Source organism: Streptomyces phyllanthi (genome assembly GCF_009377205.1).
Lineage (GTDB): Bacteria > Actinomycetota > Actinomycetes > Streptomycetales > Streptomycetaceae > Streptomyces > Streptomyces phyllanthi.
Genome location: NZ_VJZE01000021.1, coordinates 1 through 25,974 on the forward strand (window position 1 = coordinate 1; position 25,974 = coordinate 25,974).

Genomic DNA, 25,974 nt, shown 5'->3' on the forward strand with positions numbered 1-25,974 from the left:
GCTGTGGGGAGTGCGCGGGCCGGGCCTGTGGGGGACCCGGCGGATACCCCCGGTGCGCGGCCGGGGCGGACGTGGCTCCGGCCGGAGGCCCGGCCGCGCGGTCGTGGTCGGTCATCGTCACCTTCCGTCGTGGCCGGAGCCGCCCCCGCGGGGGCGCTTGGCGGTGCCGCGGACGCGGCTGACCCGAGGGGCGGGCGCATCGCCTTCCCGGTCGGTGCGGTCGTGCGCCGGTGGCGTTGCCTCGGTGCGTCCCGTCGGACGGCTCTCCGGGCGCCGGGGTGCGGCACCGCTGTCGTCCGCGGCCGGCAGGGGTTCGTCCTCGGGCGGTCCCGCGGTGCGGGAGGCCACGGCAGGCCGGCCGGCTCCGCCGCCGGAGACCCGGGAGCGTGGCGTGTCCGGGCGGCCCTCCCGGACGCGGGAGGCGCGGCCGGTGTCCGGGGTGCCCCGGGAAGGAGAGCGGGAGCCACCCGTGCCGGTCCCGTCGTGCCGGTCGCGCAGCACCTCGCCCCTGAGCGGGGCGCGCCCGTCGGTGCCGTCGTCGGGGCGGGCCGTGGCGTCCGTCCCCGGCTCCAGTTCGCGCCTCAGGCTGCCGCGCAGACGGCTGTGCCGGGTGGCGGTCTCGAACAGTCCGTCGCCGTCCCGCAGGACCTCGTCGAGGACGGCCCGTTCCAGCTCCGCCTGTTCGAAGGGTTCGCGGTCGGCGTCACCCCGCTCCAGGACCATGCGCATGACCTCGCGCCGGACCTCCCGCTTCTCCGCCTCGCCCTTCTCGATCCAGGCGAGAGCGGCGCGCGGCCCCTCCTTCTCCATGATCTCGGCGATGAGGCCGTCGACGCCCTCCTCGCGGATCATGTCGAGGTGCCGCCTGCGGCGCATGCCGTCCAGCCGGGTCTCGCGCGCGACGTCGCGGTACTCCCGCCCGCTGGCGGTGATCTCGTCCTCGTCGACGAGCAGCTCGATCTGGATGTTGCGCAGCCGCACCGCGTCGTCGCCGCTGAACCCCGCGAGCGCGGAGTTCAGCGCCATCTCGGCCTCGTGGAACTCCGAGATGTCGTAGTCCCGGGCGACCGAGCGCAGCGTCTTGCGCAGATGGCCGTAGAGCGCGCCGCTCATGTCCCGGATCCCGCGGGCGACCACCTCGGCCGGATCGGCGACCCGGCACACCAGGTCGATCCGGCTGCGGAACGAGAAGGTGGGGTCGCGGCTGAGCAGGGGTATGTCCAGGATCAGCCGGTGCTCCGTCATGTCCACCGTGAACACGCTGCGGTACGCCCCGAAGCGCGACGACGGGATCTCCTCGTCGCTGCGGACGGTCAGCGAAGGACCGCTGTCCCGGACGAGGACCAGGGCGCGTCCGGGAGCCGGTGGCCGCAGCGGGTTGGTCAGACGCCAGCGGGGCAGGTCCTCACTGTCGAGCACCGGGTCGTAGGTCTGTTCCTCCACGTCTCCCCCTCGTCTTCTCGTCCTTCTCGCGTGTTCACGTCCGCCTGCCCGCCGAGCGCGCGCGGCCCGGTCACGAGCCCCGCTCCACCACGCGGTACAGCCGCTCGGCGTTCGCCGACGGACGCTCGCGGTTCACGGCCCACTTCTGCAGCCACCACAGCAACCGCTCACGGTGCCGCCCGGGCCGGCGGGCCACGGAGACGAGCAGCCGGGCGAGCGCGTCGAGGGCGCCGGGGCTGCGGTCGGCATGGACGTCGATCCACTCGCGCAGTGCCTCCAGGGCCGTGTCCTGCACCGGCTTGCGGGCCAGCGCCCGGGCCCACAGCTCCGCCAGTCGCCCCTGGTGCTCCGGCAGGCTGCTGAGCAGTACGGGCACTCCGGGGACACCGACGGGACCGTCCTCGTCGGCCTCGATGACGGGCTGCTCGTAGGGCCGGGACACCACGAACACGAAGGCGGACAGCGTCTTGACGACCATCGGTGACAGGTCCTGGGGCTCGGACCACTCCAGGTAGGCGTCCAGCAGCGGGCCCGCCTGGCCCTGGTGGACGAGGTGCACACCGCCCCAGGCCACCGACGGCAGCGTGCCCCAGTCGTCGCCCCGGTCCAGGGCGCCGCGCAGCACGGCCACCGCCCGTTCCGGTGACGTACGGCCGAGGAAACCGCCGACGGCGTTCGCGGCCGTCCCGGCCAGACGTCGCTGGTAGGCGGAGGCGCCGCCCTGGGCCCACCTGTGCAGCAGTTCCCACACGGCCTCGGCCGTCTCGGGACGGCTGCCGGCCACGCCGAGGGCGGTGGCCGCGGCCTGCCGCAGCGGCCAGGAGGTGCTGCCCGCCCAGGTGGTGAGGAACCGGTGAACGGCGTAGTGCGGGTCGGCCAGGGCCAGAACCCCCGCCGCGACCGCGGCCCGGGCCCGCACCTCCAGGTCCCGGTGGCTCAGCAGCCGGCGCAGCCAGTCGAGTACGGCGTCGCGACGGCCGTCGAGGACGTTCCACGCGTAGGCGAGGACGACCTGTCCGAGCAGCGCCCCGCGGAACCGCACCTGTGGCGGGCCCGCCATGAGGCTCCCGTCCTCGGGCACGACGAGCCGGATCCACTGCTGTTCGTGGCCGAGCCGGTCCCCGAACCGGAGGTCGGGCGGGGCCGGTTCGGGCGGGCTGAGGGCCGCGGACAGGTCCACGGCGGCGTCCGCGACGGTCAGATAGCCACTGCCTTCCAGGACGGCGGCGGCGAGCGCGAAGGCCACGGCCTCGGGGGCCCGGTGCCGGTCGAACCAGGCGCGCACCTGGTCACTGGGATCCCGCAACCGGGCCACGGCCGCGGCGACATCGCCGTCCGCGCTGATCACGGAGGCCAGCCGGGCGGCGGTTCCCGCCGCGGGTTGCTCCCGCAGCACCTCCACCGCTCCGGTGCGTGCCAGCAGCGCGTGCAGCTCCTCGTACGCGTCCCGGCTGCCGCCGTGGCCGAGGACACGCCGTTCCACGACCGCCAGGGGATCGACCGGCTCGAGCGTGTGGCGGGCGACGTGCTCGCTGCCGGGCCCGGCAGCGAGCACCGCGAGATCGTGCCCGCCGGTCAGCACCAGCCGGCAGCCCGAGTCGCTCAGTGCGGCGACCACGGCGGCCCATCGCGAGGCCCCGCCGCTGCCGCCCGTTCCGTGCACGCCGAAAGCGGCCGTCAGTTCCCGCACCCCGGCCGGGCCGTCCTCGAGCGCCGCCAGATACCCGGCATGCTTCACCGGTGGTTCCCAGCCCGGTCGCAGCGCTTCCGAGGGCGTGAGAAGCCGGTGGTAGCCGCCCTCCTCGCCGCCGTCCAGGGCCATCGACTCGGCGAGCAGGTTCAGCGCCGTGGCCTCCCGGCCGCTGCCGGGTGGACCCGTGAGCACGAGCAGCCGTCGCTCGCGCAGCGCCTCCACGATGTCGTCGTACCCCTCGGGATGGACGAAGAGCTCGGTGTGCTCGGCCAGTTCCGTCGTGTCGACGGCGAGGACCGACACCCCGCCCGGCCGTGCGTCCCGCGCGCGGGTGCCGCCGCCGCTGTGGAATCCGCCGCCGAAGCTGACGGTGTCGTTGAACAGCGCCAGGGTGCCGATACGGGTCCCGACGGCGTCGGCGTTGAGCCGCCGGGCGATGGCGTCGGCGATGGCCCCCGCGTGCAGTGCCTCGGACCGCTCGGCGTCGAGGTGTCCGGCGCCGTCCGTCAGCGAGCGCAGTGCGTCCGACTCGCTGACCGGCCCGTCCCGTTCCTCGACGGGGCCGCGCGGTTCGGCGGTCGTGGACTCGCCCTCGCCGGACTCCTCCGGCGTCTTGTCTGCTTTATCCGCCGTGCCCGCCTTGCCCGCCTTGTCTGTTGCGGGGTCCTTCTTCGGCTCTTTCCGGCCGGATGGCGGTTCGTCCGCTCGCTCGGTGAAGCCGGCCTTGCCGCGGGGGCTGCCGGACGAGCTTTCCTCGCTCATGTTTCGGTCTTCGGCCTTCGGGATCTCTGGACGGGAGGTCGTGCCTTCAGGAGAGACGGCAGCCCTACGACGTCGTCCAGTCACCCTGCACTTCGACCTTGCCGTTGAACACCTGGGCGTTCTTGATCAGCGCGGCGCTGATCTGCGCACCGCCGTGACCCTGGGCGGCGACGGCCTCGTCGACGAGCCGTCGGATCTCCGTCTCGAAGCCCGAGTCCAGCAGCATGTGGGCGGCCAGCAGCCGCTCCAGGTTCTGGTGGGCTTCCTCGTCGTCCGGGGCGGCGGTGACGCGGTCCAGCGCGTCCTCGGCTTCCGTGTTCCCCCGGAACCGGGCACGGATCCGTTCGACGAGGCGTGCGCCACCGCTCCAACCGGACCGTCCGGCCTCCTGACCTGCCGCTTCCAGTGCTCCCTTGACCACGAGCGCGACCCCTGCCGCCGCGACAGCCGTCACCGGATCCATGCGTATCCCCCGATTTTCCGCACAAACAGGGGAGTCAATTTAGGAGAGACCTCCGAGCCTTGGGGGAGCTTCCCTTCACGTTGGCCGAAAGTAGCTGAACCAATCATGGAGATCACCGGGGAGTGGCGCGGTCGACCGACCGCGAGCGTGGCTCAAAGAGTGCGTGTCCTGAAGGGGGAGGACGTGAGACGTGCGGGCGGGTGCGGTGGGAGACGGGTCGTTGCGGGCGTAACCGGACGACGGGCCTATTACCAGATGACGGGCCTATTGCGGGAGTAACCGCCTGTGATGTCCGACCCGGCCGTTAGTCTCGGGGATCATGAGGCTGCTGCACAAATTTCTCAGCCCCCGCATTACCGCGAAGGTATCGAAATAGCAAATGTGCAGGTCAGGGCGGGATGGGTTGATGCTGCTGATGTAGGTAGGCGGCCTCGGTGCTGGTTCAGTGCTGACCTGTGGCCTGTGCTCATCATCTCTCGCCACCTCTCCCGTGCTGGCTCGGTGCTGATTCCTGTGGGCCCTTGGAAATTGCGGCAGGAGCGCCGGTCGGGTCACCCTTGCAGGGTGGGTGAAGTCTGGGACGTTCGTCGGTCCCACTGTTTCCCGATGACTCATCATGTGGAGTGCGTGGCGATCCTTGATCCGGCCGTAAAGGGTGCCTGACCAGCGGTTTCGTGCGTGCGCATTATGTGCGGTGTGGGCGTTACGGGCGATATCTTGACGCTGAAATGACGCTCGTGACGCTCATTTGACGCTCGTTCTGATGGGATGTCAGGTGTGTTGGGGTGCTGGTCAGGCGGCCTGCAGTGGCGGGGAAATGGGTGGCTCTTCTGCGGAAAAGGGCCACGCATCTACTCTTCGTCGACGTGGCCGCGCGCCGCCCGGCTCGAATTGGTGAACGTCACGATTTCCATCAGCCAATGCCCCTTCACGTGCAGGGTGTGCTCGGTGCGGCTACTTCGACGCGGGCTGCGGGTGCCAGGTGAGGTCGAGTTGGACGTCGGCAGCCGCTGCGACCCGGTCACGGGAGGCGGTCAGGCGCGTCTTCAGCGCCGGCAGGTCTACGTCGACCAGCACGCCGTCGCGTTTGACCGTGCGGCCGGCGACGAGGACGGTGTCGACCAGGCCGGGGTGGCCGTGGCTGACGATGGTGGCGGTCGGGTCGGTGACCGGGAAGACGGTGATGTCGTCGGCGCGCAGGAGGATGATGTCGGCGTCCTTGCCGGGGGCGAGGCTGCCGGTTCGGGTGTCGAGTCCGCAGGAGGCGGCGGCGTCGATGGTGGTGAAGGACAGCAGGTCGCGTGAGCGCAGGCCGCCGTCGAGGCCGCGTTGCACGGCGAAGGCGGTGCGCATGGTGGAGAACATGTCGCCGCCGACTGAGGGGACGTCGTCGACGGACAGGGTCGGACGGAGACCGGCGGCCAGCGCCCGGCCGGTCACCGGCCAGCCGAAGCCCATCTTCAGCTCCACGTCCGGGCTGATCGACAGCGAGCTGCCCGCGTCGGCAAGCATCTGCAGTTCCTCGTCGCTGAGCCCATTGCCGTGCACGAACGTGGTGGTGTCCCGCAGTAGGCCGTGCTCGCGCAGGTCGGCGACAGCCCCGCCTGTGACGTCGACGTGCAGGCTGGTGCGCAGGCTGAGTTCGGCTGCCAGCTCCAGTTCCCGGGCGACGGTGTCCATGTCGGTGGCCTCGGGTCCACGAAGCCCCCATGCCATGGTGACCGGGCCGTCCCCGGGCAGGTCGGCGCGGACCCGGCGGACGGCGGCGTCGACGGGGTCGGAGGTGCCCCAGCCGGCGCCGAGGCAGAAGATCGACCGTCCCGGCGCGTCCCGCAGCGCGGCGACGGCGGCGTCCTCGTGCTCGGGGGTCTGCGCGACGTGGTACCAGTCCAGCATCGTGGTCACGCCGGAGTGCAGGGCCTCCAGTCGGCCGAGCAGGGTGCCTACGTAGACGTCCTCGGGCCGGTAGTGGGGCTTGACCGTGCCGTGCATCGCGACCGCCCACTCGGTGAACGTCCAGTCGGCGCCGGCGCCTCGGAACGCGGTCTGCCAGGTGTGGCGATGGTTGTCGACGAAGCCGGGCATGACGATCCGATCGGTCGCGTCGATCACCTCGGCGGCGTCCGGCGCGTCGATGCGTTCGGCCACCTCGACGATCACACCGTCCTCGATGAGCACGTCACCGCGGGCGAGGTCGCCGGCCGCCGGGTCCATGGTGAGCACGGTGCCGCCGGTGAGCAGGGTTTTCATGGGGTGAACTCCTTCACGGACGTTTTCGGATAGTGCGAGATCGTGTTGTGGCCGCTGCCGTGGTTCTGCTCGTGAGGGCTCAGATCGGGGCGCGGGAGGTACGGGTCTTCTGGCGCAGGTGGCCGATGAGGGAGAGGGCAAACGCGAGGCCGCCGGTGAAGTACAGCTGCACGCGGGTGTCCGGCTGGCGGGCCATGAGGGCCAGGATGGCCAGCACCCCGGCGAGCGCCACCCAGGTCAGGGCCGGGAAGGCCCACATCTTCACGACCAGCTTCTCGGGCGCCTCCCGTTCCAGCCGGCGGCGCATCCGCAGCTGGGCGGCGGCGATGAAGCCCCACACCACGAGGACGGCCGCGCCGACCGTGTTGAGCAGCCAGGTGAAGACGGTCTCGGGCCACCAGTAGCTGAGCAGTACCGCGATGAAGCCGAAGCCGGACGAGGCGATCACCGCGCGGCGCGGCACTCCGCCGGAGACCTTGCCGAGGGCTCGGGGGCCCTGGCCGCGGGCGGTCAGGGAGTACGCCATGCGGGAGGAGCCGTAGATGTTGGCGTTCATCGCGGACAGCAGGGCGATCAGCACGATCACGTTCATGAGCTGTCCGGCGGCGGGGATGTCGAGGTGGTCCAGGACCGCCACGTAGGGTCCGTCGGCGGGGATGGCGGGGTCGTTCCAGGGAATCAGTGTGACGATGACCAGCATCGAGCCGACGTAGAAGACGGCGATGCGCCACATCGCGGTGCGTACGGCTGTGGCGACGCCCCGGACCGGGTGTTCGGACTCGGCGGCGGCGATGGTAACCGTCTCCAGGCCGCCGTAGGCGAAGACCGAGGTGAGCAGGCCGATGACCAGGCCGTTCGTGCCGTGGGGCAGGAAGCCGCCGTCGCCGGTGAGGTTGGCCGCGCCCGGGGTGTCCGTGCCCGGCAGCATGCCGAGGATCGCGAGGGCGCCGAGGGCGAGGAAGAGGGTGATCGCGGCGACCTTCAGGGTGGCGAACCAGAACTCGAACTCACCGAAGTTGCCCACCGCCGCGAGGTTCGTGCCGCAGAAGGCGGCCATGAACAGCAGGACCCACATCCAGGACGAGGTCTGCGGGAACCAGCCGGTCATGATGGACGCGGCCCCGATCGCCTCGGCGGCGACGCCCACGCACAGCAGTGTCCAGAACATCCAGCCGGCGGTGAAACCGGCCCAGGGCCCGATGGCTCGCTCGGCGTGCACCGAGAACGACCCGGAGGCCGGGTTGGCAGCCGACATCTCACCGAGCATGCGCATCACGAGCATGACGAGCACGCCGGACAGGGCGTAGGCGATGACGATCGAGGGACCTGCCGCCGCGATACCGGCGCCGGAGCCGACGAAGAGTCCGGCGCCGATGACACCGCCGAGGGCGATCATCGACAGGTGGCGCTGCTTGAGCCCGCGAGTAAGTGGGGTGTCTCTGCGGCGGCCTTCCCCGTCGGTGTCGTGGGCGGTTCTGTGGTCGGCGAGACGATGGTCTTGCGGGTGGGACATGGCGATGCACCTCTTCGTCGAGCTGCTCGACCCTCAGGGGCCGGGTGGGGTGAGACCAGCGCCGGTCACGTGCCTGCATGCGGGTGGAGCCGTTGCCGTAGCGCGTGACCGGGGCTCTCGCGGTGGTTCAGGCGCTCGCCGACGGGGTGTGTACGGCGTCGGCGGCGGCCAGGGCGTCGGCGACCAGGTCGGCGGTGTCCTCCGTGCCGGCGGCCAGCCGGACCAGGCCCAGCGGCACCGACTCGGCTATCTGGTCCTCGCTGAGCATCCCGCGCCACATGGACGCCGGGTGCACGGCCAGGGACTCGACGCCGCCGAGACTGGCCGACCGGAGGGAGTAGCGCAGTTTGCCGAGGAAGGCGTCGGCGGTCTCGAAGCCGCCGGTGAACTCGATGCCGAGCGCCCCGCCGAAGCCGCTCATCTGACGGGCCGCCAGCTTGTGCTGCGGGTGCGACGCGAGGCCCGGATAGTGCACCTTCGCCACGGCCGGGTGCTCGCTGAGCGCCTGGGCGAGGGCAAGGCCGTTGGCGTTGTGCCGGGGCACCCGCAGAGGCAGGGTGCGCATGCCGCGCAGCAGCAGCCAGGCGTCGATGGGGCCGAGGGTGGCACCGGTGAGCAGCCCGACGTCCCAGATCCGGTCCAGGAGTTCGGCCGGTCCGGCGATCACTCCGGCGGAGACGTCGGAGTGGCCGTTGAGGTACTTGGTCGCGCTGTGCCAGACCAGGTCGATGCCGAGGTCCGCCGGACGCGAGTTCAGCGGGGTGGCGAAGGTGTTGTCCGCCAGGGTGAGTACGTCGTGTGCGCGGGCGAGGTCCGCGACGGCGCACAGGTCGGTGATCTGCAGCAGCGGATTGCTCGGGGACTCGACCAGGATGAGCCGGGTCTTGGGGGTGAGCGCCTTCGCGAACGCCTCCGGGTCGGTCTGGTCGACCTGGGTGGTGGACACGCCGAGGCGGGGCAGCAGGTTCAGCAGCACTGAGCCCGTGCCGCCGTACGTGGACCTCTGCCCGATGACGTGGTCACCGGCGGACACCAGGGCCAGCACGGCGGTGGTGAGCGCGGCCATCCCGGACGCGGTGACCATCGCGGCCTCGGCGCCTTCGAGTGCGGCGACGACGGCCGCGACCTGGGCGTGGTTGGGGTTGCCGAAGCGGGTGTAGAAGTCCTTGCCGCGCGGTTCGACGGCGCCGCGTGCGAACGTCTCGCCGTCCTCGGCCGAGAACGCCGCGGTCTGGTAGATGGGCGGGGCCACGGCGCGGCTGGGGTGGATCTCGCGGTCGGCGTGGACGGTGAGGGTGCTGTTGCCCGGCATGGCTGGCCTTCCGTGGACATCGGTATGACGTCAGGAAGCCTGGCCGACCGACGCTCGGAGCGGGACGGACCACGGCAACTTTGGCAGCAAATTGCGCCTGGTAAGGACGCGCGATTGTGGTACTGAAACTCAACGCGCAATAATCTGCCGCCATGGACGAAGTGGACCGGTCGATTCTGGCCGTACTCGAAAAGAACGGCCGGATCAGCAACAACGAGCTCGCCGCCCGGGTCGGGCTGTCGCCGTCGCCGTGCCTGCGGCGTGTGCGGCAGCTGGAGGAGGCCGGGGTCATCCGCGGCTACCGGGCGCTGGTCGATCCCGCCGCGGTCGGCCGCAGCCTGCGGGTGTTCGCCGGGGTACGGCTGATGCGGCACACCCGCGCGGACGTGACCGCGTTCGAGCGCGGGATCACCCAGTTGTCCGAGGTGGTCGCCTGCCACCACATCACCGGCAACTTCGACTACCTGCTCCAGGTCGAGGTGGCCGACCTGCCCGCCTACGAGGACTTCCACGCCAACCAACTGGCGGCCCTGCCCGGGGTCGCCACGGTGACCAGCTACGTCACCATGAAGACGCTCTCCCCCGACATTCCGTCTCGCCCCTGACACCCCATGGCGGTAGGGGGTCAGAGGGTGATGGTGCCGCGGACGCGGATGACGGCGGCGCCGCTGACCCAGACAGTGCCGTCGGGATCGGCGGTGACCTCGATGCGCGCGGCCCGTCCCAGCCTCGCGCCCTGTGAGACCCGGTAGGTGGAGGGCGCGGCGCCGGTGGAGGTGAGCCACTGCCCGACGCCGGCGTTCATGCTGCCGCACGCGGGATCCTCCGGCACACCCGCGCCCGGGGCGAAGGTACGCAACTCGAAGGCGCACTCGGCCCCCTCGGGGTAGGCGCCGATCGCGCCGACCATCGCGTCCGGGATGAGGGAGAGGTCGGGTTCGAGGGCGAGGACCTCCTCGGCCGTGGCCAGCTGGACCACGGCCCAGCCGGGACCGTTGTCCACCCACTGATGAGCCACGACCCGCTCCCGCGCGATCCCGAACGCAGCCACGATCCGATCCAGATACCCGTCGTCGAGCGCACCGTCCCGAACCCGAGGCGGGGCGGCGAAGGACAACGTGTCCTCGCCGCGGCGCACGGTGACCAGGCCCGCCGCGCACTCCTGGACGATGCGGTCGGCGTGCCGCGGCGTGCCGCCGCCGTCCAGCCAGGCGCGCGCGGAGCCGAGGGTGGGGTGCCCGGCGAACGGCAGCTCGCCTCCCGGGGTGAAGATCCGCAGCCGGTAGTCCGCCTCCGGGACGGTAGGCGGCAGGACGAACGTGGTCTCGGACAGATTCGTCCAACGCGCCAGCCGCTGCATCTCCTCCCCGGTCAGGTCCGTCCCGTCCAGAACCACCGCGACCGGATTACCGGAGTAGGGGCTCGTGGAGAACACATCGACCTGCACGAAAGAACGGGTACGCGACATGGCCATCGACACCTCTCGGTAGCTGCGGCGGGCTCTGCGCATCCTGCCCTCGGCGGAAGCAGGACCATCCCAGCGGCGCCGGCCCAGTGGCGACAGGGCCAGTCGCCACAAAGTGGATTGACTGGCCCTGCCGTGAGGAGGGGCCGTGTTCACCGGGTGGTGGGTGTGACCTGGAGGCCGCCGACGAAGGTGTGGGTGGGGTTCAGGTCCCGCAGGGTGTCGCCGGAGCAGTGGGCCGGGTCCCGGTCCCAGACGGTGAAGTCGGCGAGGCGGCCGGGGGTGAGAGTGCCACGCAGATGCTCCTCACCGGTCAGCCGGGCGGCGCCCGCGGTGTGCAGGGTGAGGGCCTCGTCGTAGGTGATGGCATGTTCGGGGCCCTTGACGCCGATGACGGTCTGCCGGGTGGTCATGCCCCACATCGAGCGCATGGCGCCGAACTGGCCGACGGGGAAGTCGGATCCGGCGCTGACCTGGGCTCCCAGGTCGATCCAGCCGCGGGCGGGAAAGAGGCGGGCCACGCGTTCCGGACCCCAGAAACCCTCCTCCACCTCGGCGGTGTCGTGCAGCAGCGGCTGCTGGATGGTGACGGGGATGCCCAACGCGACGGCACGGGCCTGCTGTTCGGGGCCGGCCAGGCCCCCGTGCTCCATCACCAGCGTGCCGGCGGGCAGACCGGGGTTGCGCTCAAGGACGCGCTCGTAGACATCCAGGAGAGTGCGTACCGCGCGGTCGCCGTAGGCGTGCGTGCCGACCCGCCAGCCGCGCCGGACGACCGCCTCGACCGCCTCGACCAACGCGTCGGGCTCCCAGATCAGCATCCCGGAGAAGGCGTGGTCACATGCGTACGGCTCCTCGGTGGCCCCGGCCTCCAGACCGCCGTCGAGCCCGAACTTCACACCCCACACCGACAGCCACGGGTCGGAGGTGTCACGCCACTCCTCCATGACGTCGAGCAGGTCCTCCACCTGGGCCGCGCTGGTGAATCCGAGCGCAGAGATCAGCGCCCGCACGCGGATGCTGAGCGCCCCCGCCGCACGGGCCGCCAGGAGCACCGCGTAGTCCTCGGGGGTGACCGCGCAGTCGCGTATGGTCGCGATGCCCGTGGCGGCGTAGTCGCGGCTGGCCAGGCGCAGTCCGTCAATGCGTTCGGCCCGGTCAGGGGCCGGGACCAGGTGCTCCACCAGGTGCAGGGCGTTGTCGATCAGCCGGCCGTCCAGCTTGCCGTCGCTGCCGCGGCCAATGGTGCCCCCAAGCGGTACGGGGGTGTCCTCGGTGATGCCCGCCAGACGGAGCGCGTAGGTGTTGACGATGTCGTTGTGGCCGCCGCGCTTGACCAGGACCGGGTGCCGGTCGGTGGCCATGTCGAGTTCGGCCGCCGTGGGCATGCGGCGCTCGGCCAAGTTGAGTTCCTGCCAGTTGGTAGTGGTGCGGATCCATTCGCCCTCGGGGGTGACAGCGGCCCGCTGCCGGATCAGGTCGAGGAACTCGGGGATGTTCCGGGCCCGGTGCACGGGGACGTCGTGGGCACCGAGCGCCGCGAAGATCAGGTGGGTGTGGGTGTCGTCGAAGGCGGGCAGCACGGTGGCGCCGGGCAGGTCGTGCACCGTCGTTCCCTCGCTCACGAGGTGGTCGAGGCCGTGGGGGTCGGCTGAGACGGCGGCGATACGGTCGCCGCGCACGGCCAGGGCCCGCTGCACAGCCTGACCGGGCACCAGGGTGTGCACCGCCTCGGCGCGGATCAACAGGTCGGCTCCGTGATCAGTCATCGTCTTCTCCCTCATCTCGTGGGTGCCGGATCCGAACGGGTTGTTCGGTGACGAGACTGTTGTAGGCGGGGCACGGGGAATCAACGCCAATCGAAAGGCCCATACAAAGAAAGCACGCCACAACTTCGGCCTATGATGCAGATCATGAGACAGGTGCTCGACGAGACCGATCGGCGAATCGCGGCAGCGCTGGTCGCCTCGCCGCGCGCCTCCTGGCGTGAGGTGGCCCGCTGTCTGGGTCTGTCAGAGCGGACCGTCGTACGCCGTGTGGCCCTCCTCTACGCCGACGGCACCCTGCGTGCGACCGTCGTACGCAACCCGGCACGCTTCCCGCACCTGATCCCCGTCGCCCTGCGCATCCGCTGCCGTCCCAACAAGATCCGTCAGGTCGCCCAGGCGCTGGCCCGCCGCAGCGACACCGTCTGGGTCGACATCCTCGGGGGCGGCGACGAGATCTCCACGATCTTCTTCCTGGAGGGACAGGAAGCCCGCAACAACCTGCTGCTGCGCGACCTGGCCGCCACCGACGCCGTCGGCACCTGGACCGCCCACACCCTGCTGCGCGTCTTCCCCACAGCGTTCCGCTGGACCGCCGGTCTCCTCACACCCCGAGAACTGGCCGACCTCGTCCCCGAGCCCGCGTCGCCGGCACCGTCGTACACATGTCTCGACATCGACAGCGCGTTGATCGCAGGGCTGACCGAGGACGGCCGGGCGACCTACACGGACCTGGCCCGCCGCGCAGGCACCACCGCGCTCACTGCCCGCCGACGCCTCGAAGCTCTCGTGGACGGCCAGGTGCTGCGCCTGGCCACCGAACTCGATCTCGCACTGCTCGGCGCGCAGACCGAGGCGTTGCTGTGGATCGTCGTACAGCCAGGTGTACTGCAGGAGGCCGCGCAGACGCTGAGCACCCACCCGCACGTCCGGTTCTGCGCCGCCACCACCGGTCCCGCCAATCTGGTCGTCGCTGTCGCCGCCGCGAACCTCGACGCCCTCTACACCTTCCTCACCGACACCGTCGGCCCCCTAGACGGAGTCACCGCCATCGACACCACCCCGTTGCTGGCGACCGTCAAACGGACGGGCTTGATCCGCCGCTGATGCGCGGGACAGTGCTCCCGCCGAACTCGACGTCACGCGGGAGGCGAACACCCGGTTTGCTCGCTGACCGGCCGCTCCTCGGTCGCCCAGCACCAGCAGATCATCGAACGGTGCGAGGCCGGTGACGTGGAAGGGGCGGCTGCCGCGGTCCGGGAGAACTGGGAGACGCTCACACCGTTGATCGACGGCCTGCTGACGGACATCGACGTCACACGCTGAGCCTCAGCAAACGCGCCTCACACGGCTTTGGCTGACGCTCTCATGGCGGCTCGGTGGCAACGTTCAAGGGCTGCTCGCACCAGATGGTCTTACCTCTGCGGCTGTGCCGGGTGCCCCAGCGCTGGGTGAGCTGCGCGACCAGCAGCAGGCCGCGGCCGCCCTCGTCGAAGACGCGTGCCCGGCGCAGATGGGGGGCCGTGCTGCTGGCGTCCGAGACCTCGCAGATCAGCGCGGTGTCCTTGATCAGTCGCAGGTGGACGGGTGCGGCTCCGTACCGGATCGCGTTGGTGACGAGTTCACTGACGACCAGTTCGGTGACGAAGCCCATGTCCGTCAGTCCCCACGCCTCAAGCCGGTCCATGACCCAGGAGCGGGTGCCCGACACGGCGGCGGGATCCCCGGGCACCTCGACAGCGGCGACCTTGTCCTCGTGGAGGGCACGGGTGCGGGCGATCAACAGAGCCACGTCGTCGGCGGGAGGACCGGGCAGCAGTGCTTCGAGGACGGCGTCGCACCGCGCGTCCGGTGAGGGCGCCGGCCGGGCGAAGGCGTCTTTGAGCCTTCGGAGTCCATCGTCGATGTCCGCGGTAGGGGACTCGATCAGTCCGTCGGTGTAAAGGGCGATCTCGCTGCCCTCCGGCACGCGCAGTTCGGTGGTTTCGAAAGGCAGCCCGCCCAGACCGAGGGGTGGGCCGACCATCACGTCGAGGAGGGTGGCCACGCCGTCCGGGGCCAAGAGGACGGGGGGAGGATGGCCGGCACTGGCGATGGAGCATCTTCTGGAGACGGGGTCGTAGACCATGTACGTGCAAGTGGCCCAGGTGTCCTGCACGGGTGTCTCGGCCGGGTCGGTGCCTTCCGTGGCGGCAAGATGGCTGAGCAGGTCATCGAGTTGGGTGAGCAGCTCGTCCGGAGGAAGGTCGACATCGGCGAGTGTGCGTACCGCGGTGCGCAGCCGGCTCATGGAAGCGGAGGCGTGCAGGCCGTGCCCGGCCACATCTCCGACGACCAGGGCCACCCGCGCTCCGGACAGGGGGATCACGTCGAACCAGTCGCCTCCGACACCGGACTGGGAGCTTGTCGGCAGGTATCGGCAGGCGGCTTCCACTGCGGACTGGCGTGGCAGCTGCTGCGGAAGCAGACTGCGCTGCAGAACGAGGGAAGCGGTCCGTTCCCGGGTGAAGCGGCGGGCGTTGTCCAGGCTGATCGCCGCTCTGGTCACGATCTCCTCGGCGAGGACGAGATCCTCCTGCTCGAACGGCTCGTTCCGGGACCGGCAGAAGACCGTCACCCCGAGGGTCGTGCCGCGCGCCCGCACCGGTACCAGAAGCCAGGAGTGGAATGCGTACGTCTTCGCTCTCGCGGCGCGCACCGGATCATCGGCGAACCACGACTCGATGTGAGGGTCCATGGCCCGCAGGAGCACGGGTACTCCGGCCAGGAGACAGCGGGCCGGAGGCGAATGCCAGGGGTAGATGTCGATCTCGCCCTGCCTGACCACGGCTTCCGGAGCTCCGTCATGGATCGACTTGTGGGCCATCCGGCGCAGTACGGCTCCGCCGGTGACCGGGCCGGGCTCCTCGCCCCGGAGCAAGGGCTCAAGGAGGTCGACACTGACGAAGTCGGCCAGACGCGGGACGGCGACACCGGCGAGTTCCTGTGCGGTCGTCCCCACGTCCAGTGTGCTGCCGATGCGCGTACTGGCTTCGTTGAGGATGGCGAGCCGCTCGCGGTACAGATGCTGTGCGGTGACGTCGTGGACCGTGGCGCACACTCCTAGCAGCCGACCGTCTCGGTCGCGCAGCAGGGAGGCATCGGCCGAGAAGACGTGGTCGTGGTCCGGGTCGGCCGGGGTGCGTCCCCGGACGATGAAGCTTTCCGCCGGAATGCCGGTCCGCAGCACCTGCTGCATACGGCGCTCCCACCGTTCGGCATCCGGGCCGGCCAGAACGTCCGTGATCTGCCGTCCGAGCCGCTCCTGTTGTGGCATGCCGACCATGCGGCTCATCGCGACGTTCTGGCCCACGCACTGCAGATCGGTGTCATAGACGGTCAGGGCGACCGGCGAAGCCTTGAGCAGCCAGTCCAGGATCGCCACCTCGTCATGGAGCGCTGGCGACGACGCCGCGGCCTCGTCCGTCCAGGCAAGCATCAGCAGGCACGAGCCGTCGTCTCCCGGGCGGGACAGTGCGTACCTTCGCGCCGAGAGGGTGACCCGCCGACGGTCCGCGTGCCGAAGGATCAGTTCTCCTACCCACCCGTCCCGGGCCCGGTGCAGAGCCCCGTCACCGGGCGCCGCGTCGCGGTCCGCAAGGAGGTCTCCCACTGGCCGTCCCACGACTTCGTCGGCGGCGTACCCCAGGAGTCGCACAGCACCCGTACTCCACGCCGTGACGATGCCGTCACCGTCCACCGTGATCACGGCAGGGCTGTCGGCGGAGGACGCAGGCCGGTCGCGGCCGTCCTTCGCAGCGTCTGACTCGTTCATCGAGGCGCCCCTCACCTCCGCACGGCCCTTGCATCAGCTGTCCCACGGGCTATGAGAAAGGCATCGAAGCTTGCGGATAATCCGCCGAAGACCAGAAAAACATGATGATCTAGGCTTTTATCAGCGTACCGCCCTGGACTCTGCTGTCGGTTCCGGATCCGAAGCCGGCGGCTGCGAGTGCCCTTGACGATGGCGTGGGGTGTGACAGCGGCCGATCAGCGAGGCAGCATGAGCCCACCAATCCTCGATCCGCAGCCGCCGCGTCGTGCCTCGTCTGCGGTGGTGTCCGCTGTGCCGGGAGAGCCAATGAATGATCTTGAACTGGCCGACTACCGGGACCTCGTCCAGTCCCTGAAGTACTGCGTGCTGATCCACGACGCCGCCACGTACGAGATCCTGTGGGCCAACCAGGCGGCCTGCGCGCTGCTCGGCTGGACCGTCGACGAGCTGAAGCCGCTCAAGGCACCGGACATGAGCAAGAACGCCCAGCAGTACAGCCGTGAGCTGGGACATCGCTGGCTGCGCGGGGCCGTCGAGCAGGGAGTCAGCGCCACCGAGTGGTGTTATCGCTCCAAGCGCGGCGAAGAGGTCCTCACCGAGGCCATCGCCATCCTTGTCGACCTCCCGTCCCGGCCGGTCATCATGGTCCAGTTCCGGGACATCGAGGAGGAGAAGGCCGTCCGGCGCGACCTCTTCCGCACCGAGGGCCGGCTCCGGGCCTTCCTGGCGAGCCTGGCCGAGGGCATCGTCGTGCTCGACGACGACGGGCGGGTCATGTTCGCCAGCGAGTCGGCCACCAAGCAGCTCGGCCCGGATCTGCACGGGGCCGACTTCGCGCGGTACTGCCGGGACGGCGCCGTACCGGCCGAGGCGGGGCGCTATCGCTTCGCCGAACCGGGCGGCGGTGAGCCCCGCTGGTACGCGGTCACCCGTCAGTACATCGACATCGAGAGCGACCTCCGGGGTCATCTGCTGCTCTTCTACGACATCACCGACCGGGTGCTGGAAGAGGAGGAGCACCGCCGGGACACCCAGCGGCTGAACCATCTGGCCCGTTACAACGCCATGGGGGACATGGCGATGGCCATCGCGCACGAGGTCAGCCAGCCGATCGCCGCCGCCTACAACTTCGTGGAAGGTACCCGCGGACGGCTTCTGGCCCAGGGCGCCGGGGCCGGCACCGAGGCCGAATCCGTCATCTGGGGACTGGACAACGCCAAACGACAGATCGAACGGGCCAGCAGGATTCTCGACAGCCTGCGGCAGTACGTCGGCAGACTGGAGCATGCCGAGCGGCTGACCGATCTGGGGTCGATCGTCGAGGACTGCCGGTACTTCATCGAACTGCGTGCCCAGGGCGACTCCGTACACCTCGACTACGACCTGACCTCCGACCCCCTGCCGGTGCGCTGCGAGCACGTCCTCATCGGCCAGGTCGTCATGAATCTGGCCTTCAACGGCATCGAGGAGATGGCCAACTGGCCCCCCGAGCGGCGCAGGGTGGAGCTGGCCACCCGGCTGTCACCGGACGGGGAGTGGGCCGAACTCGTCGTACGCGATCACGGACAGGGCCTCGGGGGACGCTCCGGCGACCGGCTCTTCGACGGGGTGTTCACCGGCAAGGTGAACGGCAGCGGGATCGGTCTGGCGCTCAGCCACCGGATCGTCACCCGACACGGCGGGCGTATCTCCGCCGTGGAGGGACAACCCGAGGGAGCCGTGTTCTCCTTCGCGCTCCCGGTGACCCGCCCGCAATAGGGGAATCCTTTACACGAGGAAAGGAAATACCGGTCCATCCGCTCGGAAACCGGTCTTGTCCGGGTCCGTGCGGAACACCTAGCCTTCGGCGAAAGACTCCCGCGGCATTCGAGACATTCGAGGTATCGCCCATGGGGAACCAGCGAGAACACGTGATGAACACCCTCGACCGGTACCTGCGACTGTGTGACGTTCCCGTCCGTGCCGACATCACGGACGAACTCGGTGAGCTGTTCACCGACGACGCCGTCTGGGAAGGAGTGGGCCCGGAGTACTCCGGTGAATTCGGCCGCCGGGAGGGCAGAACCGCCATCCTGGAGATGCTCGCCGGATACCTGCCACCCAACCCGCACTTCCGGGAGAACGTCCATCTCCTCTTCCCCGGCACCATCGACCTGCACGCCACCACCGCTCGAGGCACCTGGCTGATGCAGCAGTTGTCGCGCTACGCGTCGGGCGATGCCGAGGTCGGGGTGGCGCGGCTGGAGGTGACCTTCCGCCTCGAACCGGACAGGCCGGCCCGGATCTCGCTGTTCCGCACCGAGCGGCTCTTCAGCGCCCCGCTGGCGAGCGCCCCACCGTCGAAGGAGGCCGCGTGAGCGCCGACCGCAGGAGCATGCTCCTGACCTGCTACGCCGACACCCATGGCTACGGCTGGCACCACGTGGACCTGTTCACCCACGACCACACGGGCCGCGAGGTCAACTGGGTGCACTGGCAGGTCGACGAGGACGGCCCGGCCGGCGCCGACGAGGCCACCGCCCGGGTCGAGCCGGCCCTGCGGCGGACGAGCGAATGGCGGCGCGGGATCAGCGCCGACGGCAGCGAGTACTGGACCGCCCAGGCCGCTTGGGGGTGACCGGGATGAACACCCAGACCCAGAGCATCGTCTACATCATCGACGACGACCGTGAGCTGTGTACGTCTCTGGCCTGGCTGCTGGAGTCGGTCCGGATCCAGTCGGTGTGTTTCACCGACGTCGGCTCCTTCCTGGAGTCCTATGACCCGGACCGGCCCGCCTGCATGGTCCTGGACGTCCGCATGCCGGAGGTCGGCGGCTTCCAACTGCAGGAGATCCTCAACCGGGCCGGCTCGGCCATCCCGGTCGTCTTCGTCTCCGCGCACGGCGACATCCGGATGTCGGTCCGCGCCCTGCAGAACGGCGCGGTCGACTTCCTGGAGAAGCCCTACGACCCGCAGCACATGGTGGAGGTCGTCCAGCAGGCGCTGCGCACCGCGCAGGAACGGTTTACGCAGGCATCGCGGAAACGGGTGCTGCTGGCGCGTCTGAGCCAGCTCAGTCCGCGTGAGCTGGAGATACTGCGCATGGTGATCGACGGCGTGCCCAGCAAGAACATCGCGACCCGGCTGGGGATCAGTGTCAAGACCGTCGATGTGCACCGCACCCGGATCCGGGAGAAGGCCGACGCCGAGAGCATGGCCACCCTCGTCCGCGACGTGCTCCAGCACGGGGTCGCGCTGCCGTCGGCCTGAGGCTCGTAAAGAAATCCTTACCCCGGTAGGGAAAACACTGGGAACAAACTCTCAAAACCCTCATTGCCGCTCGTTATCCGGCCTGTATACGCTCCCGCCCAATCCTCAACGGAGACGGGAGTCGGATATGACTCAGGAAGTCCAGCAAGAAAAGCCGGACGTGATATCTGCCGGGGCGATGACGTCCCTCGACACCATAGCGGCACAACGGATCGGTATCGCTCTCCGCTTTTCAGCGGTGATGTGCCTCTTCTTCTTCCCTCTGCCCCTCCTCGGCCTGTTCACCTCGGCGCTCGACGGCGTCGTCGTCGGCGGTCTGACCTGGGCCTGGATCTACGCGTTCGCACAGTTCGCCGTCGCTCTCCTGCTGGCCACCCGGTACACGGCGAGCGCCGCGCGACTGGACGCGAAGATCACCGAAGCTCTGCGGCAATCACCGAAGAAAGGCTGACACCCGATGGACGCTGTCTCAGCGGTGATTTTCACCGTCCTGGTTCTGATCACCCTCGGAATCACCTACGTGGCTGCCAGACGCAGCAAGTCCGCAGCAGACCACTTCGTCGCCGGAGGCCAGCTCTCCGGACGGCAGAACGGTCTCGCCATCGCCGGCGACTACATTTCCGCCGCGTCGTTCCTCGGCGTCACGGGCGCCATCGCACTGGGCGGATTCAACGGCTTCTACCTGGCCGTGTTCGTCCCCGTCGCCTATCTGCTGACGCTGCTCCTGGTCGCCGAACCACTGCGCAACCTCGGCCGCTTCACCCTGGCCGATGTGCTGGCCGCCCGGTTCTCGGGGCGGGCCGTCCGCAGCTCGATGGCCGTCACCACCGTCGTCGTCAGCACGGTCTACCTGATCGCCCAGTTCGTGGGCGCGGCCCTGCTGGTGACCGCCCTCTTCGACATCGACTACACCGCCGCCGTCCTCGTCATCGGCGGACTCACCACCGTGTACACCCTGCTCGGCGGCATGCTCGCGACGAGCTGGATCCAGATCGTCAAGACCGGCCTCATGCTGGCCTGCACCGTCACCCTGTTCGTGCTGATCCTCAACAAGTACGACTTCAACCCCCTCGGCGCTTTCAACGACGCCCTGCACACGGTGGGGCAGCAGGCCGTGGCGCCGACCCGGACCACCGCGCTCGCCGGCTTCGACCAGCTGTCCATGGTCGTCGGCCTGGTCCTCGGCGTGCTCGGCCTGCCGCACGTCATGATCCGGTTCCTCACCGTCCCGGACGCCCGGGCGGCGCGCTCGTCGGCGGTCACCGCCATCTGGGTCTTCGCCGCGTTCTACCTGATGATCCCCGTGATCGGCTACGGCGCCGCCCAGCTCGTCGGCCGGGACGGGATCGCCGCGAAGCACCCGGCCGGCAACCTTGCGGTCGTCCAGCTCGCGGAGACGCTCGGCGGCAATCTGCTGCTCGCGGTGGTCGCGGCGGTCGCCTTCGTCACCATCCTCGCCGTACTGTCCGGCCTGGTGATGGCCGTCTCCGGCGCCATCGCGCACGACCTCTACGGCCAGGTCCTCAAGCGCGGTGCCGCGACCGCCCGGGGCGAGTTGACCGCGGCCCGACTCGCGACCCTCGTCACCTGCGCCGTCGGGGTGGTGATCGCGCTCGCCGCCGAACGCCAGAACATCGCCTTCCTCGCCTCGCTCGCCTTCGCCGTGGCGGCCAGTGCCAACCTCCCGGCCCTGCTGCTGACGATCTACTGGCGCCGGATGACCGCGCGAGCGGTGATCAGCGGGATGGCGGTCGGACTCGTCACCTCCCTCACCATCATCCTGCTCGGCCCCGCCGTGAACGGCCCCGACGCGGTGCTCGGCTTCTCCAACCCCGCCCTGGTCTCGCTGCCGCTCAGCCTGCTCGTCTCGGTACTGGTCGCCCTGCTCCTCCCCGACCGCGGCAAGGCGGCCGACACCGGGCAGTCCACCTTCCGGGCCCTGCGGCTCAAGGCCCTGACCGGAGTCAGCTGACATGACGACACAGGACAGAAGGGACATCAGTATGGCGACGGACTCGCTCGCAGAGGACGGCATCAGATCGGTCACGGTCACGGGAGCGGGCGGAGTGCCACTGCACGTGCTCGACGCCGGACCCGAGGACGCCCCGGCCGTCGTGCTGCTGCACGGCTTCGCCCAGTCCGCCCGCAGCTGGCTCCACCAGCTCGCCGCACCCGGCCCGATCCGCGTGGTCGCACCCGATCTGCGCGGCCACGGACACTCCGGAAAACCCGACTCCGCCTATCTGGACGAACGGGTGTGGGCCGACGACGTGGCGGCCGTGATCGAGGAACTGCGGCTCGACCGGCCCGTCCTGGGCGGCTGGTCCTACGGCGGCCTGGTGGCCCTTGACTACATCGCCGTGCACGGCGACTCGGCACTGTCAGGACTGCTCACCGTGGACGCGAGCCTGCTGGCGGGCGTACCCGGCGCGGAACGGATGTTCGGCGCGGACTTCGTGGCCCTGCTCCCTGAGCTGACAGACGACGACGAGGGGACGACCGCCGAGGCCCGCCGCAAGCTGCTCGACGTGTCGGTGGAGCGCCCCCTCGCCGCCGACACGGCACGGACCCTGCTCGACGCGAGCCTGCGCACGCCACCCCGCGTCTGCGCCGCACTGCTGCAGCGTCCCCTGGACCGCAGCGGGACGGCGGCCGGCGTCACCGTGCCCTGGCTGGCCGTCCAGGGCGACCGGGACCGGGTCGTCACACCGGCCGCGCTGGACCACATCGCAGCCGTCCGGCCGACCGCGCAGGCGCAGCTGTGGGAAGGGACCGGGCATTCGCCCTTCCTGGAGGAACCCGAACGGTTCAACCACCAGTTGACCGCTTTCGTCGGGCGTTCCGTCTCCGGCGCCTAGGGAATTCCCTTACTCGGCGTGGTTCAAATCCCAATGGTGGGCGACCGGTTGACACGCCTAGCGTGAAGACACGGCGGGCAGGTGAACCGCCCGGCAATGCGAGGAGATTCCCTCATGACGAAGTTCGATCAGGTACTGGCCCTGACAGCCGAAAGGCGGGCCGAATTCGAGGAGAAGCGGCACGTTCCGCGGGATGTGATCTCCGTGTTCAAGGACGCGGGAATCTACCGGGCGAGCACTCCGAAGCGATTCGGCGGTGACGCTCTGCCGCCCGCGGAATTCCTCGGCCTCATCGAACGGATATCGGCCGTCGACGCCTCGGCCGGCTGGGTCGCGAGCTTCGCCTGCTCCGGCGTCTACCTCGCCGCCCTGCCGCTCGACACCCAGGCCGACTTGTACGCCGACGGACCCGATGTCGCCTTCGCGGGCGGCCTGTTCCCCGTACAGCCCGCCGAACGCCTCGAGGGCGGCTACCGGGTCTCGGGCCGCTGGAAGTTCTCCAGCGGCTGCAAGGGAGCGGACGTCATCGGCGTCGGCATCAAGGCCGGCCAGGACAAGACGGGCCGGCCACTGACCGCCGTACTGCGGGCCGATCAGGTGGAGATCGCCGAGAACTGGGACGTCGTCGGTCTGCGCGGCACCGGCAGCCACGACCTGGTGGTCGACGGGGCCGTCGTACCGGAGGAGTGGACGTTCGTCCGCGGCGGCGACCCCACCGTCGACGAACCCCTCTACCGCTATCCCACCGTGCCCTACGCCGCACAGGTCCTGGCCGTCGTCGGCCTCGGAACGGCCCGCGCCGCCCTCGACCACGTCATCGCGCAGGGCGGCCGGTCCGGCTACACCGGCGCGCCCAAGCCCGCGGACCGTGCCACCTACCGCATCGCCGTCGGCCAGGCGGAAGCCCAACTCCGTTCCGCACGCGCCTTCTTCTACGAGGCCACGGAGGAGGCGTGGTCGACGGTCCAGGAGGGCGACCCGGTGAGCGCCGAACAGGCGAGCGCACTGCGCCTGGCTTCCGCACACCTCGCCAAGACCTCCTTCGAAGTCGTACGGGCCGCCTACCAGCTCGGCGGCATCGGCGCGATCACCGACGGCAGCCCCCTGCAGCGTTATCTGCGGGACGCGTCGGTCGTACCGCAGCACGCCTTCCTCCAGGAGGGCATGTACGACGCCGCCGGCGCGGTCCTCATGGGCGTCCAGTCCTTCCCCGGCTACCTGTGAAAGGCAGGCACTCCATGTCCGAACCCCCTCTGCGGGTGCTCTTCTGCATCGGCGTCAACCAGAACTTCTTCGACCTGCCCACGGGCGAGGGCAAGTCCGTCTGGGACGGCTTCACCACCATGCTCACCCAGCTGTACGAGCTGCCCGGTGTCACCGTCCTCGGCACCATCGACGACGACCAGCACATGGTCGGCCCGTCCGGCTCCTGGCCGTGGACCTGTTACGTCCTCGCCGACGTCGTCGACCAGCCGGCCGTGGCCGCCGCCTGCAACCTCTTCCGCACCGTCCAGGTCGGCGAGCACGGCCTGTGGCGCTACATGAAGATCGAGGCGCGCGTCGGCCGGCCGCTGCCCGAGCCGGAGGCGACCCGATGACGCACCCGCACCCGCACGCGCCGCTGGTCGAGTCCGACCGTGTCGCCGGCACCCTCTACACCGACCCGGCCCTCTTCGAACGGGAGATGGACCGCATCTTCCACACTACCTGGGTGTGGGTCGCCCACGAGAGCGAGATCGCCAAAGCGGGCGACTTCAAGATGGCCTGGGTCGGCCGTCGTCCCGTCATCGTCAGCCGGGACCGGCGCGGCGGCATCAATGTCCTGCTCAACCGCTGCCGGCACCGCGGCGCCAGCGTCTGCGAGACCCCCAAGGGCAACGGCAACGGCTTCACCTGCCCCTACCACGCCTGGTCGTACGGCCTGGACGGCAGCCTGCGCGGCATCCCGTACCCCGAGGGCTACGAGGACGTCGTGGAGAAGAAGGACCTGCCTCTGCAGCGGCTGAAGGTGGCCAGTTACGCGGGGATGGTCTTCGCCAGCTTCAGCGAGGACATCGAGCCGCTGGAGGACTTCCTCGGCGGGGCCCGTCTCTGGATCGACCGGTTCATGAAGCAGGGAGCGGGCTATCCGATCAAGGTGCAGGGCGAGCACCGGTTCCGGTTCAACGGCAACTGGAAGATCCAGCTGGAGAACACCACCGACTGGTACCACTTCCCGATCGTGCACCGGTCCTGGATGTCCTCGGTCGACGCGGAGACCGCGAGCATGCTGTCGATCATGACCGACGAGAGCGCGGTCACCCACGCCCTCGGCAACGGCCACAGCGTCTCCATCTCGGTCGCCGAACACGCCGACCTCGACGTCGACGACGGCACCGAGAAGCTCCAGGACCGCTTCAGCCACATCGTCGAGGAACTCTCCAAGGACATGCCCCCGGAGCAGGTGCGCCGCATCGTCCGCTCGCTGCACGGGGCCGGGTTCAACCTCAACCTGTTCCCGAACGTGGCGATGTCGATGTCCTTCTTCCGCGTCCTTCGCCCGGTTTCGGTCACCGAGACGGAGATCCGGCATGTGGCCCTCGGCCTGGACGGCGGCCCGGAGATCGTCAACCGCGAACGGCTGCGCATCCACGAGCACTTCCAGGGCCCCTTCGGCTTCGGCAGCCCCGACGACGCCGAGGCGTGGAACCGCGTCCAGCGCGGCGTGGCCGGCGGGGTCGACATGCCGATCCTCGTCAACCGCGGCCTGGGACGCGAGAAGCCGAACGACCTCGGGCAGCCCACCTCCCACGCGACCGACGAGACCGGGATGCGGGAGGCGTACGACATGTGGAACAGGATGATGACCGATGACAACTGAGGCCCTGGATACGGCAGTTGCCGAACTTCCCCTGGACGACCCCCGCGCCCTCGCCGCCGTCTCGCTGATCTGGCGCGAGGCCCACCTCCTTGACTCCCGCCGCTACGAGGAGTGGGACGGCCTGTGGGCTTCAGGTGGCGAGTACGTCGTCCCCATCGACCGCGAGGCCACCGACTTCGCCTCCCGCCTCAACCTCGTCTACGACGACGACCGGATGCGCCGGATGCGCGTCGAACGGCTCACCGGGGGGTTCTCCATCTCGGCCGCGGCCGCCGCCCGTACGGTCCGCTCGGTGTCCCGTTTCGTGGTGACCGGCCGGGAAGACGACGCGATCGAGGTGTGCTCGGCGCAGATCCTCGTCGGCTACAAGCGCGAGGAGACCCTCGTCCTCGCCGCCGACGTCACCCACCGGATCGTGTTCACCGAGGACGGCCCGCGTATCGCCCGCAAGATTGTGCGACTGGTCAACTCCGAGGACGCGGTCACCGCGTCGGGGTTCCTGCTGTGAGCCCGCACGAGGACG

At 69.9% G+C, this 25,974-nt stretch carries 22 protein-coding genes; 13 read left to right on the forward strand and 9 right to left on the reverse strand.

Going from position 1 to position 25,974, the window contains the following annotated elements:
• Nucleotides 1-117: 117 nt before the first annotated feature.
• The 6 genes from FNH04_RS05570 to FNH04_RS05595 form a co-directional block, all read right to left on the reverse strand.
• Nucleotides 118-1,443 carry a hypothetical protein gene (locus tag FNH04_RS05570; RefSeq protein ID WP_152780897.1) on the reverse strand — a complete coding sequence of 442 codons (1,326 nt, stop codon included), beginning with the start codon at nucleotides 1,441-1,443 and terminating at the stop codon, nucleotides 118-120.
• A 70-nt stretch (nucleotides 1,444-1,513) separates the two neighbouring features.
• The gene (locus FNH04_RS05575) at nucleotides 1,514-3,898 is read right to left on the reverse strand and encodes a hypothetical protein (RefSeq protein ID WP_194236566.1); all 2,385 of its coding nucleotides are present in this window, start codon (nucleotides 3,896-3,898) and stop codon (nucleotides 1,514-1,516) included.
• Nucleotides 3,899-3,962: 64 nt separating this feature from the next.
• Nucleotides 3,963-4,361, reverse strand: a complete 399-nt coding sequence (locus FNH04_RS05580) for a hypothetical protein (protein ID WP_152780899.1) — start codon at nucleotides 4,359-4,361, stop codon at nucleotides 3,963-3,965.
• Between the two features lie 954 nt (nucleotides 4,362-5,315).
• Complete coding sequence (locus FNH04_RS05585; protein WP_152780901.1) at nucleotides 5,316-6,611, reverse strand: amidohydrolase family protein; 1,296 nt, start codon at nucleotides 6,609-6,611, stop codon at nucleotides 5,316-5,318.
• A 79-nt stretch (nucleotides 6,612-6,690) separates the two neighbouring features.
• Nucleotides 6,691-8,007 (reverse strand): amino acid permease, encoded by a 1,317-nt coding sequence (locus tag FNH04_RS05590; RefSeq protein ID WP_228031170.1) that lies wholly within the window; start codon nucleotides 8,005-8,007, stop codon nucleotides 6,691-6,693.
• 244 nt (nucleotides 8,008-8,251) lie between these two features.
• Nucleotides 8,252-9,436 (reverse strand): trans-sulfuration enzyme family protein, encoded by a 1,185-nt coding sequence (locus tag FNH04_RS05595; protein WP_152780905.1) that lies wholly within the window; start codon nucleotides 9,434-9,436, stop codon nucleotides 8,252-8,254.
• Nucleotides 9,437-9,588: 152 nt separating this feature from the next.
• Here FNH04_RS05595 and FNH04_RS05600 point away from each other — a divergent pair, with 152 nt between their 5' ends.
• Complete coding sequence (locus FNH04_RS05600; RefSeq protein WP_152780907.1) at nucleotides 9,589-10,041, forward strand: Lrp/AsnC family transcriptional regulator; 453 nt, start codon at nucleotides 9,589-9,591, stop codon at nucleotides 10,039-10,041.
• Between the two features lie 20 nt (nucleotides 10,042-10,061).
• On the opposite strand, the gene FNH04_RS05605 is transcribed toward FNH04_RS05600, so the two are convergent.
• The gene (locus FNH04_RS05605) at nucleotides 10,062-10,904 is read right to left on the reverse strand and encodes a PhzF family phenazine biosynthesis protein (RefSeq protein ID WP_152780909.1); all 843 of its coding nucleotides are present in this window, start codon (nucleotides 10,902-10,904) and stop codon (nucleotides 10,062-10,064) included.
• Between the two features lie 149 nt (nucleotides 10,905-11,053).
• Nucleotides 11,054-12,670, reverse strand: coding sequence for an amidohydrolase (locus tag FNH04_RS05610; RefSeq protein ID WP_152780911.1), 1,617 nt, complete (start codon nucleotides 12,668-12,670; stop codon nucleotides 11,054-11,056).
• 144 nt (nucleotides 12,671-12,814) lie between these two features.
• Here FNH04_RS05610 and FNH04_RS05615 point away from each other — a divergent pair, with 144 nt between their 5' ends.
• A complete protein-coding gene (locus FNH04_RS05615) occupies nucleotides 12,815-13,774 on the forward strand; it encodes an Lrp/AsnC family transcriptional regulator (RefSeq protein ID WP_152780913.1) in 960 nt (319 codons plus the stop codon).
• Nucleotides 13,775-14,033: 259 nt separating this feature from the next.
• Here FNH04_RS05615 and FNH04_RS05620 read toward each other — a convergent pair whose 3' ends face one another.
• The gene (locus tag FNH04_RS05620) at nucleotides 14,034-16,481 is read right to left on the reverse strand and encodes a SpoIIE family protein phosphatase (protein ID WP_152780915.1); all 2,448 of its coding nucleotides are present in this window, start codon (nucleotides 16,479-16,481) and stop codon (nucleotides 14,034-14,036) included.
• 306 nt (nucleotides 16,482-16,787) lie between these two features.
• Between FNH04_RS05620 and FNH04_RS05625 the strand changes: the two genes are divergently transcribed.
• From FNH04_RS05625 to FNH04_RS05675, 11 genes are all read left to right on the forward strand, one after another.
• Entirely contained in the window at nucleotides 16,788-18,239 is a 1,452-nt protein-coding gene (locus FNH04_RS05625; RefSeq protein ID WP_152780917.1) for a PAS domain S-box protein, read from the forward strand.
• 131 nt (nucleotides 18,240-18,370) lie between these two features.
• Entirely contained in the window at nucleotides 18,371-18,838 is a 468-nt protein-coding gene (locus tag FNH04_RS05630; RefSeq protein WP_152780919.1) for a nuclear transport factor 2 family protein, read from the forward strand.
• The gene (locus FNH04_RS05635; RefSeq protein ID WP_322722630.1) at nucleotides 18,835-19,098 is read left to right on the forward strand and encodes a hypothetical protein; all 264 of its coding nucleotides are present in this window, start codon (nucleotides 18,835-18,837) and stop codon (nucleotides 19,096-19,098) included. The genes FNH04_RS05630 and FNH04_RS05635 overlap by 4 nt, the downstream gene beginning before the upstream one ends.
• 5 nt (nucleotides 19,099-19,103) lie before the next feature.
• The gene (locus FNH04_RS05640; protein ID WP_152780921.1) at nucleotides 19,104-19,733 is read left to right on the forward strand and encodes a response regulator transcription factor; all 630 of its coding nucleotides are present in this window, start codon (nucleotides 19,104-19,106) and stop codon (nucleotides 19,731-19,733) included.
• Nucleotides 19,734-19,860: 127 nt separating this feature from the next.
• The gene (locus FNH04_RS05645; protein WP_228031167.1) at nucleotides 19,861-20,184 is read left to right on the forward strand and encodes a DUF485 domain-containing protein; all 324 of its coding nucleotides are present in this window, start codon (nucleotides 19,861-19,863) and stop codon (nucleotides 20,182-20,184) included.
• A 6-nt stretch (nucleotides 20,185-20,190) separates the two neighbouring features.
• Complete coding sequence (locus FNH04_RS05650) at nucleotides 20,191-21,705, forward strand: solute symporter family protein (protein WP_152780923.1); 1,515 nt, start codon at nucleotides 20,191-20,193, stop codon at nucleotides 21,703-21,705.
• Nucleotides 21,706-21,736: 31 nt separating this feature from the next.
• Nucleotides 21,737-22,591, forward strand: a complete 855-nt coding sequence (locus FNH04_RS05655) for an alpha/beta fold hydrolase (RefSeq protein WP_194236567.1) — start codon at nucleotides 21,737-21,739, stop codon at nucleotides 22,589-22,591.
• A gap of 114 nt (nucleotides 22,592-22,705) precedes the next feature.
• Nucleotides 22,706-23,815: an acyl-CoA dehydrogenase family protein gene (locus FNH04_RS05660; RefSeq protein ID WP_152780928.1), complete on the forward strand. Its 1,110-nt coding sequence runs from the start codon at nucleotides 22,706-22,708 to the stop codon at nucleotides 23,813-23,815.
• A gap of 14 nt (nucleotides 23,816-23,829) precedes the next feature.
• Entirely contained in the window at nucleotides 23,830-24,189 is a 360-nt protein-coding gene (locus FNH04_RS05665; RefSeq protein WP_152780930.1) for a hypothetical protein, read from the forward strand.
• A complete protein-coding gene (locus FNH04_RS05670; protein WP_152780932.1) occupies nucleotides 24,186-25,451 on the forward strand; it encodes an aromatic ring-hydroxylating oxygenase subunit alpha in 1,266 nt (421 codons plus the stop codon). The genes FNH04_RS05665 and FNH04_RS05670 overlap by 4 nt, the downstream gene beginning before the upstream one ends.
• The gene (locus FNH04_RS05675; RefSeq protein WP_152780934.1) at nucleotides 25,441-25,959 is read left to right on the forward strand and encodes an aromatic-ring-hydroxylating dioxygenase subunit beta; all 519 of its coding nucleotides are present in this window, start codon (nucleotides 25,441-25,443) and stop codon (nucleotides 25,957-25,959) included. Before FNH04_RS05670 ends, FNH04_RS05675 begins: the two co-directional genes overlap by 11 nt.
• The last annotated feature ends 15 nt before the right edge of the window (nucleotides 25,960-25,974 follow it).